The 16,207-nt window shown below is 45.0% G+C and carries 15 protein-coding genes and 2 other RNA genes; 1 reads left to right on the forward strand and 16 read right to left on the reverse strand.

All coding sequences use genetic code 11. The features are described from left to right. Positions 1–184, reverse strand: a transfer-messenger RNA (tmRNA) gene (gene ssrA / locus M3152_RS16670); the annotation flags it as partial. Between the two features lie 116 nt (positions 185–300). Here ssrA (M3152_RS16670) and M3152_RS16675 point away from each other — a divergent pair. Further along, positions 301–1,170, forward strand: a complete 870-nt coding sequence (locus tag M3152_RS16675) for a polysaccharide deacetylase family protein (RefSeq protein WP_251696882.1) — start codon at positions 301–303, stop codon at positions 1,168–1,170. A gap of 110 nt (positions 1,171–1,280) precedes the next feature. Here M3152_RS16675 and M3152_RS16680 read toward each other — a convergent pair whose 3' ends face one another. The 15 genes from M3152_RS16680 to M3152_RS16750 all read right to left on the reverse strand — a co-directional run bounded on the left by M3152_RS16680 (position 1,281) and on the right by M3152_RS16750 (position 16,109). After that, positions 1,281–1,433 (reverse strand): hypothetical protein, encoded by a 153-nt coding sequence (locus tag M3152_RS16680; protein ID WP_251696883.1) that lies wholly within the window; start codon positions 1,431–1,433, stop codon positions 1,281–1,283. Positions 1,434–1,710: 277 nt separating this feature from the next. Continuing rightward, positions 1,711–3,027 carry a GerMN domain-containing protein gene (locus tag M3152_RS16685; protein ID WP_251696884.1) on the reverse strand — a complete coding sequence of 439 codons (1,317 nt, stop codon included), beginning with the start codon at positions 3,025–3,027 and terminating at the stop codon, positions 1,711–1,713. Then, positions 3,014–3,538 carry an RNA polymerase sigma factor gene (locus tag M3152_RS16690; protein ID WP_251696886.1) on the reverse strand — a complete coding sequence of 175 codons (525 nt, stop codon included), beginning with the start codon at positions 3,536–3,538 and terminating at the stop codon, positions 3,014–3,016. Before M3152_RS16690 ends, M3152_RS16685 begins: the two co-directional genes overlap by 14 nt. 290 nt (positions 3,539–3,828) lie before the next feature. Further along, positions 3,829–4,193, reverse strand: a transfer-messenger RNA (tmRNA) gene (ssrA, locus tag M3152_RS16695). 102 nt (positions 4,194–4,295) lie between these two features. Further along, positions 4,296–4,763, reverse strand: a complete 468-nt coding sequence (gene smpB / locus M3152_RS16700) for an SsrA-binding protein SmpB (RefSeq protein ID WP_251696889.1) — start codon at positions 4,761–4,763, stop codon at positions 4,296–4,298. A 184-nt stretch (positions 4,764–4,947) separates the two neighbouring features. Continuing rightward, positions 4,948–7,236 carry a ribonuclease R gene (gene rnr / locus M3152_RS16705; RefSeq protein WP_251697019.1) on the reverse strand — a complete coding sequence of 763 codons (2,289 nt, stop codon included), beginning with the start codon at positions 7,234–7,236 and terminating at the stop codon, positions 4,948–4,950. Positions 7,237–7,324: 88 nt separating this feature from the next. Then, on the reverse strand, positions 7,325–8,071 hold the full coding sequence (locus tag M3152_RS16710) for an alpha/beta hydrolase (RefSeq protein WP_251696890.1): 747 nt from the start codon (positions 8,069–8,071) through the stop codon (positions 7,325–7,327). 152 nt (positions 8,072–8,223) lie between these two features. Then, on the reverse strand, positions 8,224–8,451 hold the full coding sequence (secG, locus tag M3152_RS16715) for a preprotein translocase subunit SecG (RefSeq protein ID WP_251696892.1): 228 nt from the start codon (positions 8,449–8,451) through the stop codon (positions 8,224–8,226). Positions 8,452–8,628: 177 nt separating this feature from the next. Further along, complete coding sequence (eno, locus tag M3152_RS16720) at positions 8,629–9,924, reverse strand: phosphopyruvate hydratase (protein WP_251696894.1); 1,296 nt, start codon at positions 9,922–9,924, stop codon at positions 8,629–8,631. A gap of 18 nt (positions 9,925–9,942) precedes the next feature. Continuing rightward, a complete protein-coding gene (gene gpmI, locus M3152_RS16725; RefSeq protein ID WP_251696895.1) occupies positions 9,943–11,469 on the reverse strand; it encodes a 2,3-bisphosphoglycerate-independent phosphoglycerate mutase in 1,527 nt (508 codons plus the stop codon). Beyond that, positions 11,462–12,223 (reverse strand): triose-phosphate isomerase, encoded by a 762-nt coding sequence (tpiA, locus tag M3152_RS16730; protein WP_251696897.1) that lies wholly within the window; start codon positions 12,221–12,223, stop codon positions 11,462–11,464. The genes gpmI and tpiA overlap by 8 nt, the downstream gene beginning before the upstream one ends. A 13-nt stretch (positions 12,224–12,236) precedes the next feature. Further along, on the reverse strand, positions 12,237–13,418 hold the full coding sequence (locus M3152_RS16735) for a phosphoglycerate kinase (protein ID WP_251697021.1): 1,182 nt from the start codon (positions 13,416–13,418) through the stop codon (positions 12,237–12,239). Positions 13,419–13,654: 236 nt separating this feature from the next. Beyond that, positions 13,655–14,662, reverse strand: a complete 1,008-nt coding sequence (gap, locus tag M3152_RS16740) for a type I glyceraldehyde-3-phosphate dehydrogenase (RefSeq protein WP_251696899.1) — start codon at positions 14,660–14,662, stop codon at positions 13,655–13,657. Positions 14,663–14,712: 50 nt separating this feature from the next. Further along, complete coding sequence (locus M3152_RS16745) at positions 14,713–15,747, reverse strand: sugar-binding transcriptional regulator (protein WP_251696901.1); 1,035 nt, start codon at positions 15,745–15,747, stop codon at positions 14,713–14,715. 125 nt (positions 15,748–15,872) lie between these two features. After that, positions 15,873–16,109 (reverse strand): glutaredoxin family protein, encoded by a 237-nt coding sequence (locus M3152_RS16750; protein WP_251696902.1) that lies wholly within the window; start codon positions 16,107–16,109, stop codon positions 15,873–15,875. Positions 16,110–16,207: the final 98 nt, after the last annotated feature.

A 16,207-nucleotide genomic window follows, 5' to 3' on the forward strand; every position in this document is an offset into this window, starting at 1 on the left:
AAGTGAGCCTAACAATGCCACATGGGCGATGGAACTGCTAGGCAGATTCATCAGCTTATTAAGCTGCGAATGCTAGGTTGTTGTTTGTTTTGCCAGTTATTATTAACTGTCGTTTCTGACGGAGACGATCCCTCCGACGCGCAGCTCAAGCCCAGACCACCCCTGTCGAATCCGTAACGTCCCCGATTAGCCACGTTCACTTCTTTTCGAATAAATAAGCCGCTTTCGTCAAAAATAACAATGGTGATAATAATTAGCCTCTGATATCAACAAGGAGGAATTCAAAAAGGAGATGAATGGATGAAAAATCTACTATTCAAGTGGTTGTTGGTTACGGGGGTTTTATTTAGTTTTCATATAACAGATATCATAACTGTTCATGCGAATGAAGAACCCTTGATAAATGTATCGAAACAATGGTCAAAAACGGTCATACAAGATGATCTGGAAGAAGATATGCCTGACCTTGACGGAGGATCTGAAAATTCCGGGCGGGAACGTCAGCAGCCTGTTGACCTAAGAATTTTACAACAGCGGTATCCAGATATTTTTTTCTTGCAAGGCCCTACCGATGAAAAACGAGTTGCTTTAACTTTTGATGATGGTCCTGACCCGCGTTTTTCAAATGATGTATTAGATGTATTGAAACAGTACAATGTACCAGCAACATTTTTTGTGTTAGGTTCAAGAGCCGTTGCAAATCCTGAAATTGTCAAGCGCATGCAAAACGAGGGTCATGTAATCGGAAACCATACGTATGCCCATCCTAACCTTGTCGAAGAATCCGACCTCGATACCCTAGAGCAGGAAGTAACTCGAACGGAGGACGCTCTTAACGGCATTATTGGGTACCGTACAAAATTATTTAGACCTCCATATGGCTTCTTATACAATGAATTAGTCGAAAAGCTACGCGACATGAACTATTACGTGATTGGCTGGTCGGTTGATTCGTTGGATTGGCAGGAAGACCCGCCGGAAGTTATTGCTTCAAATGTGTTAGACATTATTCATCCAGGCGCGATTATTCTCATGCACGATGGGGCAGAATTGGGTGGAGATCGGACCAATACAATCAAATCGCTGCAGCAGATTATTCCGACACTACAAGAGCAAGGGTACGAGTTTGTCACAGTTCCGGAATTGTTGAATATTCCCTTTAAGAAATAGAAGGTCTCTCTTCTATTTCTTTTTTAATCCAATCCAAAAATATGCAGTACAATTTAATCTGAACATAAGAAAAAACATAGGGAGATTTTAGTCTTCCTATGTTTTCATTCCTATTCTTTATCTGTTTGTTTTTGCTTTTTTTTCAAATACTCCGCACGTAGCTTTGCCAGTTGCTGCTTTTTATCAAATTTGGCCGGCTTGTTTTTTTCATGATACTTTGTCACAGCCGCTTTACCTTTGTTATCTAATTGATATTTCCCCACTTTGTTCACCTACTTTTCTTTTCTCGTCTTTAAAGAGAACCTATTCAACAAATATAATGTACCTTATTTAATGAAGTATACCTTTTATCTTTATTAGTGTATAGAATGATGGTGTAAGAACCTCATTCTAATGTGCTTAGTACTTTTTACATGAGCGAGCAAAGCTTTTATTAATAATCATTTTATCCATCCTATAACTTAAAAATAGGGATATTGCCAAAGAATCCAGCTCCCGTTTAATACCCCTATCGCGGTTTGGGAGGGTTTAATTTTGTAATTAAGGATTGTATGCCCCTCTTACTATTGCAATTAGATACCATTCATCATCGATTTTCTCATAAACAAATCTTATAGCCTGATAGTAATACCATTCGAAGGAAGCCCTGTCAGGTTCATCTAAGTACTCAACATAGATTGCGTTTGGATAAATATCATGAATCGTATTTGGCATTGTTCCAATATCAGAGTCATTATAGGTGATTTCATCATATTCATAGACGTAGTTATACCGTGTTTTGAGTAGGTTTTCTACAAAATCATTTGGCGTTGCAATAAATTCAGCTGCACTTTGATCCCAAGACCAACTATATAGTTTTTTATCCTCTGCAAAACCTCGAACTTCTTCTTTAGTAAAATGTAAATCATCACTGTCTCCAACATTAGAAAATGGAGAATAGACAAGTCCTCGTTCTAAATTAATATTATTTGCTAATTCCTCCCACTCCTTCGCCATTAACTGATTAAATACAACTTCTGACTTTTCCAGTAATAATTCTTTAGTAGTGCTCGCTTCTAAGTCCGTTCGATAATCATCCGCTTCATGAGTCGTGCATGCTCGCTGAATCCATCCATAAAATTCTTCACAGCTGCCATCAAAACGGTATTCTATAGTTTCAACCTCTACAAACTGAGAAACTGTTTTGTTTAACGTTTCCAGCATTAAAAAGGAAGCTGCTGAGGAATTTCCATTTGGAAAAACCTTAGAGAAATCGACGAAATCTACTATGAGATGACCGGAATCTTGTAATTCGATACTGTGTATTAAATGTTTTAAATCAGCAGTTTCCTCATTAAATATCGAGTTGAATCCGTCTGCAATTTCTTCTTTAGTCGGACCTTGTATTAATTGCTTCACTGCATATTCAATACGGCTTTCCACTTTTTCCCCACTGTTAACTTCTCGTAAAACTGCTTTGAAAGGGTATGGATGTCCTTCAGATTCAAGACATTCAAAATAAAAATAAACTAATATTGATCTTGAAATAGAAGAGAGTTCAACATTGCTATCTACACAATCTTTAGTTTTTTCATCCACTATAGAATTATCTTCATCTTCTACTAAAGGTGGTATCTGATCTCCTGGTTGACTAATAGAGGTATTCATAAGGTCATTTAATAACCAGCCAACCGCTAATAGAACGATTATTGTTGCAATTCCATTTATAGGGCCACTAAAAATGACTCCAATGTTGTTTCGTTTCTTCGCTTTATTAACTTTGGAAAGTACTTTTTGATATGATTCAGAGGCTTCATGTTCTGTTAAATTTATATTATTTAACATTTTTAATCGATCGTCAAAATCAGAACGTTTCACTTATGTATCCCTCCTTTTTCAATTCTTTTTGAAGTGCCATAAGCCCACGGTGCAAATTAGTCTTTATCCGACTTTCCTTCCACCCCAAAATAGTCGCGGTCTCTTTGGTAGATAACTCTCTAATCTTACGTAAAATAATAACATCTCGGTATCCTTTTTTTATGCGAGAAAGTGCAAGATATAGGAGTTCCATATCATTGCCAAGCACGATCACTTCTTCTGGAGTTGGTTGACTCGATTTGACATGTAAAAAAAAATCTACTAAATAGGTAGCTGGTTTTTTGCGCCTCAAGAAATCAATCGTTTCATTCCGTGCTATTCGATATAACCATGTTTTCACGTTAGCATCACCCCTAAAATCCTCTATATTTATAAATGCTTTGACGTAGGTTTCTTGCATTAAATCCTTTGCTTGTTGACGGTCACCAATCATCAGAAATATGTACCGAAAAATTTCATTATGGTATTGTTCATACAATATTTGAATTTGCATTTCTATATGTGGCTTCATAATACAACCCCCTTCTTAATTGATGTTAAGAGTATAGACGGAATTATTTACTATAGGTTTCAAAATAATAACAATATTGCGATCAAGTCTTAGCGTGTTCCCATTCGAATAGTCATTAAGCTATATAAGAATAGGAAAGTTCAATAACTATCTATCGGACTAAATTTGCTCTTTGACTTTGTTTTGACTATATTTCGTTGAAATCCATTGAAATCGTATGACATAAAAAAACGCCACAAACCTTGATAATACAAGGTTTATGACGTTCAATGAAACTCCATGAAATTAAACTATGGAGACGGCGGGAGTCGAACCCGCGTCCAAAGGCTCTGCTACTTCAGCGTCTACGCGTGTAGATTGACTACTTGCGATTCGCACTGCATTATGCCGTCAATCAAGGCGTCTTGAGCGCTATCCTGATAATCTCTTGCAACGGCCTCAGGAGGCGACCGTTACCGTATCCCACTAATAAAGTGAGCCTAACAATGCCACATGGGCGATGGAACTGCTAGGCAGATTCATCAGCTTATTAAGCTGCGAATGCTAGGTTGTTGTTTGTTTTGCCAGTTATTATTAACTGTCGTTTCTGACGGAGACGATCCCTCCGACGCGCAGCTCAAGCCCAGACCACCCCTGTCGAATCCGTAACGTCCCCGTTAGTAAAGGTTGTTATACCTTTAAGGGATGTCAGGAATGCCTGTTGAAAGGCTTCTGAACTATATCACTACTAGTATCATACTACATTTTGACTTAAAAATCAATACTGCTGTTTCGCTTTGAAGGCACGCTCCACTTCGCGTTTCGCTTCCTTCTTCTTCAGATCCTCACGTTTATCGTAGAGCTTCTTCCCTTTACCGATGCCGATCAAGACTTTCGCGAAGCCGTCTTTTAAGTACATTTTCAGCGGAACAATTGCGAAGCCTTCCTGCTTTGTCTGCCCGAGCAGTGTTGCAATCTGTTTCTTATGGAGCAGCAGCTTGCGCGAACGCAATGGGTCGTGGTTGAATTGATTTCCCTGTTCGTACGGACTGATATGCATGTTGGAAATCCATGCTTCATTGTTCCGGATCAGGACGAATGCATCGCGTAATTGCACTTTGCCATTACGGATCGACTTGATTTCCGTTCCTTGGAGCACAATACCTGCTTCAATCGTTTCTTCAATTGCAAAATCATGATTTGCTTTTTTATTGATGGCCAGTACTTTCCCTTGACCTTTCACCATACTCTATAACCCCCTATTTCGAAAGCACAGGACGCCTGCTTAGAGGCGACAGGCATAAGGCGAAGATGTGGAGTGGCGACTTTTGCCACAGAACAGCTTTGACTTATGACCCCGAGCCTCTGGCGTCCGGAGCTAGATGTGAATCCACTTGCCGCGGCATTCGCCTGAACGAATGCCGCCACGTTTATTTTCTCTTTCTCGGAGCTTGTTTCTTCTTCTTTTTCGCTACACCTTCGTAAAACTTCTTTTTCTGGCTTGGTGCGCCTTTTTTCTTGTCGCCTTTAGGCTTATCGGAATCTCCCCGACGCCCGCCGCCACTTGATGGTTTCTTCGCATGAATGACTTTCGGCGATTCTTTACGTGCCCGGTGGAATGATTGCTTCATTCCTGAAATTTCGAAGTCGATCGCCGATTCCTCAGGTTTGACGGAAACGACTTTGATCGTCACTTCATCACCGATTCTGAACTGTTTGCCGGTATGCTCGCCGATCATCATCATTTGACGGTCGTCGAAGCGGTAATAATCGTCTGTCATATAGCTGACGTGGACGAGCCCTTCTACGGTGTTTTCCAGTTCGACGAACATGCCGAAGTTTGTCACCGATGAAATGACACCGTCGAACTCTTCACCGATCTTATCGAGCATGTACTGTGCCTTCTTCAGTGCGTCTGTATCGCGTTCCGCATCGACTGCCCGTCGTTCACGCTCGGACGTGTGCTGAGCGATCTCAGACATGTTAGCGTTCCAATGCGCGATCGTCTCGGATGATACATCCTTGTTAATCAAATACGTGCGGATTAATCTATGAACGATCAAGTCCGGATAACGTCTGATCGGTGACGTGAAATGCGTATAGAAATCAGCTGACAATCCGAAGTGGCCGAGGCTTTCCTCGAAATATTTCGCCTGTTGCATGGAGCGGAGGAGCATTGTTGAAATGACGGTCTCTTCCGGCATACCTTCGATTGACTCGACAATTTCCTGCAACGCGCGAGGATGCACTTTATTCCCCGTCCCTTTGACGACGATTCCAAAGTTAGTCAGAAACTCAAAGAATCGTTGGAGCTTTTCCGCCTTTGGATCTTCATGGATCCGGTATAGGAATGGCACTTGCATCCAGTGGAAATGCTCGGCAACCGTTTCGTTCGCAGCGAGCATGAATTCCTCGATGAGGCGTTCCGCCGCTGTACGTTCCCTAATTACGATATCGGTCGGCCACCCTTGTTCGTCGACAATCACTTTTGATTCCTTGAAATCGAAGTCGATAGCGCCGCGGTCGATCCGTTTCTGTCTCAAGATGGATGCAAGGTCCGCCATGTTATTCAGCATCGGCACGATATGCTCGTATTTCTTCATGAGCTCTTCATCTTTTTCTCCGATGATCTTATAGACGTCCGTATACGTCATCCGTTCCTTCGATTGGATGACACTTTCGAATATTTCATGGTGGATCACTTTTCCGTTCCGGTCGATTGTCATCTGGCATGACATCGTCAGACGATCAACGTGAGGATTCAAGGAACAGATGCCGTTCGATAGCTTATGCGGAAGCATCGGAATGACTCGGTCCGTCAAATAGACGCTCGTCGCCCGGTCGTACGCTTCGTCATCGAGCGGTGTGTTCTCTTCAACATAATAGCTGACATCGGCGATATGGACGGATAATGTGTACGTTCCGTCTTCATTTTTCACGAGGGAAATGGCATCATCCAAGTCCTTCGCATCGGCTCCGTCAATTGTAATAACGAGATCCTCTCGTAGATCGCGGCGTTTGAACAGATCCTTTTCCTGCACTTCGTCAGGCGTCTTGTTCGCTTGCTCCATCACTTCAGGAGCGAACTCGACTTCTATGCCGTGCTTATGGATGATCGACAAAATATCGACGCCAGGATCATTTTTATGTCCAAGGATTTGGACGACCATACCGGTTGCGGATTTCAACTCACTCGGCCATTCTGTAATTTCCACGACGACTTTATGTCCTTCGACAGCGTCAAGTGAATTCCCTTTTCCGATGAAGATATCCATCGGCAGCTTCTTATCATCCGGGATGACAAAGCCGAAGCCACGGTTGTCCTGATAGGTCCCGACAACCTTCGTCGTTTTCCGTTCAGCGATTCTAATGATTGATCCTTCGCGACGGTCGCCGTAGTCGCCTTTCGAAACTCGGACAAGTACAATATCCCCGTTCATCGCTCCGTTCACTTCTGGAGGCGGAATGAAGATGTCGTCCATTCCATCCGTCTCCGGCGTGACGAAACCGAACCCTTTCGCGTGTCCGATAAATTTACCTCTTACTAAGTTCATGCGCTCCGGAACGCCGTAACGGTTTGTGCGGGAGCGTACGATCTCACCTGTTTGTTCAAGCTGCACGAGCATTTTTACAAGTTCCTTGAACTCAGCTGCCCCTTGAATCTCTAATACCTCTTGGATTTCCTGAACCGTCATTGGTTTATACGATTCCTCTTTCATGAAATTCAATAGCCTTGATTTTAATTCCTCATCAATAAAATCCAATTACTATCCCTCCATTCATAACTATCGTCAACTGATTCCATTTTCACACGTTCCAGTCGAGTGATTCAAGAAATTGATATACATCTTCGTGAAGCTGCTCTTTTTCCGGACCGAGTGTGATGACATGTCCGGATTTTTCAAACCACTCGATCTGCTTTTTCTCAGACGCGGCGTTATCGTAAATGATATTTGCGGAATCCGGATCGATCACATTGTCGTTCCGTGACTGGATGACGAGGAGTGGTGCATCGATATCCAGAAGCTGCTCTTTGACATCATCGACAAGCGGCTTCAAGTCGGCGAGCGACGGCATCGTTTTACCGCGTAGTGCATCGACTTCTTCTTCGATTTCAGTTGCCGTTTTTCCTTCATATCTTTTATAATCCGAAGCATACTTCAATACGCCTTCATATAATTTTTCCGGTGTTTTCATTATCATCGGCGAGCACATTGTTACAATACCCTTCACAGGCATTTTAACCCCTAATTTCAATGAAAATACACCGCCGAGAGATAATCCGCCGACTGCGATTTCTTCGTAGCCTGCTTCCTTCAATTGATTGTAACCTGAAATGACGTCTTCCCACCATTCATCGGGACCTGTTTCGATCAATTGTTCAGGCGGGACGCCGTGTCCTTTATAGTGCGGCGCCAGTGATGTGTAGCCTTTCTTCTCTAGGAAACGGCCAAGCATCCGTACGTCAGCTGATGTTCCTGTGAAGCCGTGCAAGAGTAATACTGCCCGTTTGCCATTTTGGAAAAAGAATGGCTTCGGTTGCGCAATTCTCATATCCGTCACCCTTTCTCTACCATTGCTAAAAATGATGTAGATCTAAATAAAAAATCCTTATGTATCCTATCTTTCCCTTTTTCATAGTGAAAAAAACGCCCGACCATACGGGTGGCCAGGCGTTTATCAATTATGCGATTATATAGTTCCGATTAAATTTTCACGATGGCGATTGCCAAAATGAAAAATAAAATTGAAAGTACAATTGTCACTCTTTGAAGCACTAAGTCTAGCCCACGTGCTTTCTGTTTCCCAAAAAGTTGTTCGGCACCACCGGAGATGGCTCCAGACAGACCTGCACTTTTTCCGGATTGTAATAATACAACAACGATCAACGCCAATGATACGATTAATAGCAACGTCATTAACAAAGCATGCACTTTGTTCCACCTCCTGCATAGAGCATCACAACATTTATATTCTATCAAACATTTTTCACTGTTACAACAAGTTTCGAGAATAATGCGGTTTTGCGCTTATGAATCTGGTTCCGCGCTCATGATTTCAATTCCGTGATTAAAAATAACCAGCCGACGAAAGCCGGCTGGTTGTTCGTGTCATTTTTTCAAATTATAGAACGTTTTTGTTCCGCGGTAGACTGCTGTTTCATCCAATTGGTCCTCGATGCGGAGCAATTGGTTGTATTTCGCGACGCGGTCCGTGCGCGAAGGTGCACCCGTCTTAATTTGACCCGCGTTTGTCGCAACCGCGATGTCTGCGATTGTCGTATCTTCGGATTCTCCGGAACGGTGGGAGATGACTGCTGTATAGCCAGCACGTTTCGCCATTTCGATCGCATCGAACGTTTCCGTCAATGTGCCGATCTGGTTCACTTTGATGAGGATCGAGTTGCCGACGCCTTCTTCAATGCCGCGCTCCAATTTTTCGGTGTTCGTGACGAACAGATCGTCCCCGACCAATTGGACTTTCGAGCCTAGACGCTCTGTCAATAGCTTGTGGCCAGCCCAGTCGTTTTCGTCAAGGCCGTCTTCGATTGAAACAATTGGATATTTCGAGCAAAGCTCTTCATACCAAGCGACCATCTCTTCGGATGTCTTTGTAATTCCTTCTCCCGTTAAACGGTACTGTTTCGTTTCGCTGTCGTAAAACTCGGAAGCAGCAACATCCATTGCGAGCAATACTTCTTCTCCCGGTTCATAGCCTGCTTTTTTGATTGCTTCCATGATTGTGGATAGCGCTTCTTCGTTCGATGCTAAGTTCGGAGCGAATCCGCCTTCATCACCGACCGCCGTGTTGAGGCCCTTCGATTTCAAAACGTCTTTCAAGCTATGGAAAATTTCAGTTCCCATGCGAAGACCATGTCGGAATGATTCCGCACCTACCGGCATGACCATGAATTCCTGGATATCGACGTTGTTGTCCGCATGCTCGCCGCCATTCAAAATATTCATCATCGGAACAGGCAGCTCTTTCGCGTTGACACCACCAAGGTACTGGTAAAGTGGAACGTCCAAGTAGTCCGCTGCCGCGTGTGCAACAGCCATTGAGACGCCAAGGATCGCGTTCGCGCCAAGCTTGCCTTTGTTATGCGTGCCATCCAATTCAATAAGCGCATTATCGATAACGACTTGATCAAGTACAGAATAATTTTCCTCGATTTCATCCGCAATAATTTCATTGACATGATCGACCGCTTTCAAAACACCTTTTCCTAGATAACGGGATGCGTCGCCGTCGCGCAGCTCAACCGCCTCGTATTCACCTGTGGAAGCGCCTGAAGGAACGATGGCCCGGCCGAACGCTCCACTTTCTGTAAACACTTCAACTTCAACAGTCGGGTTACCGCGTGAATCAAGAACTTCTCTAGCTTGGATATGAGTAATGATTGGCATTTCAATCTCTCCCTTAATTTAGAATAATGGTGTTCCGGACATTTCTTCCGGCCGTTCGATTTCTAGAAGCTTCAGCATCGTCGGTGCAAGATCCGACAGAATGCCGCCTTTCCGCAATTCGATATCTGGTTCTGTGATGATGACCGGTACGGGATTTGTCGTATGCGCAGTCATCGGCTTCCCTTCCAGCGTCACGACCTCGTCTGAGTTCCCGTGATCCGCTGTAACGATTGCCGTACCGCCTTTCAGCAGAAGAGCATCAATGATCCTTCCAAGGCACGCATCGACCGTTTCAATCGCTTTGACCGTCGGCTCGAGCATTCCGCTATGTCCGACCATGTCGGGGTTCGCAAAATTGAGGATGATTGCGTCTTGCGTTTCGGCTTCAATCTCTTTCAATAAAGCTTCCGTAACTTCAACCGCACTCATTTCCGGCTTCAAGTCATAGGTTGCGACTTTCGGACTTGCAATGAGGATCCTCTTCTCGCCTTCGAACTCATCTTCCTTGCCGCCACTCATGAAGAACGTTACATGCGGATATTTCTCGGTTTCGGCAATCCGCAGCTGCCGAAGTCCGTTGTTCGACAGCACTTCGCCTAGCGTGTTCTCTAGGTTCTGAGATGTGAAAACGACGTCAGCTTGGACTTCATCACTATATTGTGTGAATGTCACGAACTTCAAATTCTTGAAGGCCTCAGATCCGGTATGGAAACCGTCGAACGCCGGATCCGTGAACGCCCTCGATAATTGAATCGCGCGATCGGGACGGAAATTGAAGAACACGACCGCATCGCCGTCTTTCACCGTAGCAACCGGCTTGCCTTCCTTCGCAATGATGTACGGCTCCACGAATTCATCATGGATGCCTTTCTCATAGGAAGACAGGATGCCTTGTCCGGCATTCGTAAATGTTTCACCTTTACCGTTGACAATCGCCTGGTATGCGCGCTCCACTCGGTCCCATCTTTTATCACGGTCCATTGCGTAAAAACGTCCGGAAACCGAGGCGATTTTACCGACTTCAAGTCCTTCTATCACCTTTTCGGTCTGCTCGATGTAACCCGGAGCAGTTTCAGGACCGACGTCCCGTCCATCGAGGAATGCATGGAGATAAACTTTCTTGATTCCATTCATTTTTGCGAGGCGAAGGAGGGCGAATAGATGCTCATAATGGCTATGTACACCGCCGTCCGAAAGCAGCCCCATCAAATGAAGAGAGGAATCTTCCTGTTTAACGTGTTCAATTGCCCCTAGCAATGCCGGGTTCGTCATGAAGTCCCCGTCTTTGATGGATTTATTGATTCTTGTCAGGCTCTGATAGACAATTCGGCCTGCACCGATATTAAGATGGCCGACTTCCGAATTCCCCATCTGCCCTTCTGGAAGCCCTACAGCTTCCCCGCAAGCAGTTAGCGTCGAATGAGGGTATTCATTCCATAAAATATCGAAGTTCGGCGTGCTCGCTTGTGCCACAGCATTGCCGAACCGTTCATCCCGCAGCCCGAAGCCATCCAGGATGATCAATGCGACAGGCCCTTTAGTCATTCGCCGCAACTCCGATCATTTCAAGGAATGATTCCGGTTCAAGGCTCGCTCCCCCGACAAGTGCGCCATCGATATGTTCCATCGATAGCAACTCGCCAATATTGCCAGGTTTCACGCTGCCGCCGTATTGGATGCGAATAGCCGCTGCTGTTTCGTCATCATATAGCTTGCCGATTTCAGCACGGATCTCTCCGCATACTTCATTCGCATCTTCAGCAGTTGCAGTTTTGCCTGTTCCGATTGCCCAGATCGGCTCGTAGGCGATGATCGCTTCCTGAGCCTGCTTAGCATTGATACCTTCAAACGCTTTCTTCACTTGGACTGCAACCGTTTCGACTGTCTTCCCAGCTTCACGTTCCTCCAAGCTTTCTCCGACACAGACAATTGGCGTTAAGCCTTTTGAAAATGCTGCCACCACTTTACGATTCACAGCTTCGTCCGTTTCATTGAAATATTGGCGTCGTTCGGAATGACCGAGGATGACGAATGGAACGTTCAAATCCGCTAGCATTTTCGGACTTACTTCACCTGTAAACGCTCCTTCATCGACGTCATGCATCGTTTGGGCTCCAATTTTCAATGGTGTGCCTTCCGTCAATTCCACGAGCGTGGACAAATAAAGGGAAGGTGGACAAATGACTGCATCGACCTTGTCCGTTTCCGGCAAGCGATCTTTTACTTCTGCCACAATGTTTTTCGCTTCTCCCAGCGTCTTATACATTTTCCAGTTTCCTGCAATGATTCGTTTTCGCATTTTTATTCCTCCGTCACTTATCATTCAGCGCAGTCACGCCAGGCAATTCTTTTCCTTCCATGAATTCCAATGACGCGCCGCCACCTGTTGACACATGATCCATTTTATCCGCAACGTCGAACTTTTCGACAGCTGCAGCGGAATCCCCACCGCCGATCACTGTGTATGCTTCCGTTTCAGCCATCGCTAATGCAACTTTCCTCGTGCCCGCAGCGAATGGTTCCATTTCGAAAACTCCCATCGGTCCATTCCAAAGGATGAGCTTGGAATTCTTGATGACATCCGCATACAGGTCAGCTGTTTCAGGACCGATATCGAGTCCCATCCAACCTTCCGGGATATCGTCGATCTTGACCGTTTTCACATTCGCACTTTCGGAAAACGCATCCGCCACTACCGCATCGATCGGTAAATGGAGTTTGACGTTCTTCTCTTTCGCCTTTTGAATGAAGGATTTTGCAAGCTCGATTTTATCTTCTTCGACTAACGAATTGCCTGTTTCATACCCTTGCGCTCGCGTGAACGTATAGGAAAGGCCGCCACCGATCAATAAATGGTCCACATTGTCCAACAGATTATCAATGACACCGATCTTGTCCTTCACTTTCGCGCCGCCGATAATCGCTGTGAACGGCCGCTCTGGATTTGACAACGCTTTCCCGAGTACTTCCAATTCCTTTTCAAGAAGGAATCCGCTTACAGCTGGAATGAACTCCGCGATACCCGCTGTGGAAGCGTGTGCACGATGCGCCGCGCCGAATGCATCGTTGACGAAGACGTCCGCTAGATCCGCGAATTTTTTCGCAAGCTCGGAATCATTCTTTTCTTCCCCAGCGTGGAATCTGACGTTTTCCAGAAGAATAATGTCGCCTGCCTTCATGTCGGCAACCGCTTGTTCCACTTCTTCTCCGATGGAAGCATCAAGCTTCTTCACGTTTTTCCCAAGGAGCTCCGATAATCTTTTTCCAGCCGCAGTGAGTCGCATGTCTTCATTCACTTCACCTTTTGGCCTTCCAAGATGGCTGGCGAGAATGACCTTTGCGCCTTTTTCCGCCATGAATTCAATTGTCGGAACAGCAGCACGGATTCTTGTATCATCCGTAACTTCACCGTTTTCCATCGGCACATTGAAATCGACACGGCAAAATACGCGCTTCCCGTTCAGTTCAATATCTTTGATCGTTTGTTTGGCTATCATGTAAACCGCACCCCTCTAAGAAAATTGAGCGCCAGAAACGGCGGGGAATGTAAAAAAAAGGAACGGGTCTCTCCGTTCCTCCTACCCATCTATCTATTATAATGAATCGCCATAAGAATGGCTATGTTTTAGACAAAAGCGAAAGCCGTTACGCAGAACGGCTTTTGCCACAGAGCAGATTTAACTTATGAACCTAGCCTCTGGCGCCTGGATGCTGGACGTATCTCTTATGCTTAGATGCCTTTTTTACTCATATAAAGAACCAAATCGATGCAACGAGCAGAGTAGCCTGTTTCATTGTCATACCATGCGATGACCTTCACCATATTGTTGTCCAATACCATTGTCGAAAGCCCATCGACTGTAGAAGATGCTGTATTTCCGTTGTAGTCCGTAGAGACGAGCGGAATTTCATTATAGTAAAGGATGCCCTTCAATTCGTTTTCAGAAGCCTTTCTCAATGCGGCATTCACATCTTCCACAGTCACTTCTGTTGAAAGTTCAGCCACGAAATCGACGAGGGATACGTTCGGCGTTGGAACACGGACTGCCATGCCATCCAATTTTCCTTTCAATTCCGGAATAACTTTTGTCACTGCTGAAGCGGCGCCTGTCGTTGTAGGAATCATCGACTCAGCAGCTGCACGCGCGCGTCGATAGTCGGAATGCGGCAAATCCAGAATACGTTGGTCATTCGTGTATGAATGAACTGTCGTCATCATGCCCTTGTTAATACCGAATTTATCCTGTAATACCTTAACGACTGGTGCAAGGCAGTTTGTCGTACACGATGCATTGGAAACGATGTTGTCGTTTTCCGGATCATAGGACTCTTCATTCACACCCATAACGAGCGTTTTCATATCCCCTTTTGCCGGTGCCGATAAGATAACTTTTTTCGCACCCGCTTCAATATGCTTCATCAACGCTTTTTCATCCCGGAATACGCCTGTCGCTTCGATGACGACATCAACATCCAATTCACCCCACGGCAAATTTGAAGGATCCTTTTCAGCGTACACTTTTATTTTCTTGCCATCGACTACAAGATGATCTTCCTCTGAACCGACTTCAGCGTCAAAAATTCCGTGCACCGAATCATACTTCAGTAGATGCGCTAGCATTTGTGCATCCGTCAAATCGTTTACTGCAACGATTTCGATTTCCTCATGCTTACTTGCTTCCCTCATCACAACTCTTCCAATACGTCCAAATCCATTAATAGCCATTTTAATTGTCAATTCCATTACCTCCTATGATTGGTTTCAGTTATTTACTTTATTCGTTCATGTTAACCTTCCAATTTTTCAAGCATCGCATGTGCTGCCCCTTCATCGGTGACAAGGATCGTCTGGCGGGGAGCGCCTGCCATATAAGACAGGATTGCTTCCGCTTTGCTTTTTCCGCCTGCCACAGCGATGATGAGCGGCACCTTTTCCAGTTGCTCCGTCTGGATGCCAACCGTTCTGATTCGATGGACGACTTTGCCTTTATCATCAAAGTAATAGCCGAACGCTTCACCTTTCGCCCCTTGTTCACGCAGAAGATGACATTCGTTCTCCGGGGTGTTCCGCAAGTCCGCCATCCGGAGTGCATCCCCGATTCCATGGAGGACGCAATCCGTTTTTTCGTAGAGCTCCACCATCTGGATAGCAGTGGGCTCCCGTTTGAAAACTTCATGCGCTTCGACGCTAAGCGACTCAGGGTAATAAAATGAGCTGTACGTTCCCCCGCTTGCTTCTGCGAAGGAGGCGGCGATGACGTTCGCCTGCAATCCGATATCCTCGCCGACCCCTCCCCTTGCTGCAATGAAGTGCAATTGATCGGCATTTTCAAGTGAATGGATGTGCCGGGGAATAGCAGCTACCGAACTACCGCCAGTCACGGCAATTATATGGCCGTCGCCGACCCGATTCATGAATTCCGCGGCTGCTTCTTTGCCAATAAGGCTTTTCACAGCCGGCTTTTCATCCGAATCACCCGGGACGATTTGTACGCTTCGGATTCCTAATAACTCGCCCAGTTTCCTTGCAATCAGCGCTTGCCCGGTCCATTCGTCACTAATAGGTCTGAGCGATTCGAGGACGGTCGCCCCCTCGCTCGTAATCGTTGCGCCCTCTTTGGCGATTCGGATAAGTCCTTCCGTTCGCAACGTTTCCATCAAGTTCCTACATTCACGCTCCGAAATATCCGCCATCTGGCCAAGCGGTCTTCGTCCAATCGGACCTGCTATTTCAATGAACTTCAAAACTTTGTACCGCTGATGTAATAACTCCATCATTTCTGGCACAAGCTTTCGTTGTGCCTCTATAATTTTCGGGATCAAAGAACAGCCCCTCTTTCATGATAGGACAAATTCTGCCCACCTATATATTATTTGTCCCACCTAGTGCAAAAAAATATAAATCCTATTACTAGTATATACCCCGCCGCCATTAAATTCAAACTTCTTCATCTATTTTCGAATAGATCGATCAAGTCGACATAGCCTATGGAACCGTATACTAGAACTTCGCCGTCTTTCTCAATGACAGGAATCATCAACATATATTTCTCATGGCTTTCATCGTCGGTCTCGATGTCGATTGTTGACCATGTTAACGGATAATCCTCTTGAACGAGCTTCATCATCGATTCTGCTTCGTCACATAAATGACAGCCTTTTTTTGTGTAGAATTGAATATGCATGTAGAACACCTCGAATTGTGTTTTCTTTTAGTATAGATGAAAAACAGCGTTCCGCAAAACTTTTGCAGAACGCCGTTTTTTTATACTGTCAAGACTCC

Source organism: Sporosarcina luteola (genome assembly GCF_023715245.1).
In the GTDB taxonomy this organism is placed as follows: Bacteria; Bacillota; Bacilli; order Bacillales_A; family Planococcaceae; genus Sporosarcina; species Sporosarcina luteola_C.

What these genes read in the sequence shown, in the direction of transcription:
- tpiA (WP_251696897.1), bottom strand. Translation starts at nt 12,223, where the DNA reads ATGCGAAAACGAATCATTGCAGGAAACTGGAAAATGTATAAGACGCTG.
- eno (WP_251696894.1), bottom strand. Translation starts at nt 9,924, where the DNA reads ATGCCAATCATTACTCATATCCAAGCTAGAGAAGTTCTTGATTCACGC.
- M3152_RS16710 (WP_251696890.1), bottom strand. Translation starts at nt 8,071, where the DNA reads ATGAGAATTGCGCAACCGAAGCCATTCTTTTTCCAAAATGGCAAACGG.
- M3152_RS16675 (WP_251696882.1), top strand. Translation starts at nt 301, where the DNA reads ATGAAAAATCTACTATTCAAGTGGTTGTTGGTTACGGGGGTTTTATTT.
- M3152_RS16690 (WP_251696886.1), bottom strand. Translation starts at nt 3,538, where the DNA reads ATGAAGCCACATATAGAAATGCAAATTCAAATATTGTATGAACAATAC.
- rnr (WP_251697019.1), bottom strand. Translation starts at nt 7,236, where the DNA reads ATGAAAGAGGAATCGTATAAACCAATGACGGTTCAGGAAATCCAAGAG.
- smpB (WP_251696889.1), bottom strand. Translation starts at nt 4,763, where the DNA reads ATGGTGAAAGGTCAAGGGAAAGTACTGGCCATCAATAAAAAAGCAAAT.
- M3152_RS16750 (WP_251696902.1), bottom strand. Translation starts at nt 16,109, where the DNA reads ATGCATATTCAATTCTACACAAAAAAAGGCTGTCATTTATGTGACGAA.
- gpmI (WP_251696895.1), bottom strand. Translation starts at nt 11,469, where the DNA reads ATGACTAAAGGGCCTGTCGCATTGATCATCCTGGATGGCTTCGGGCTG.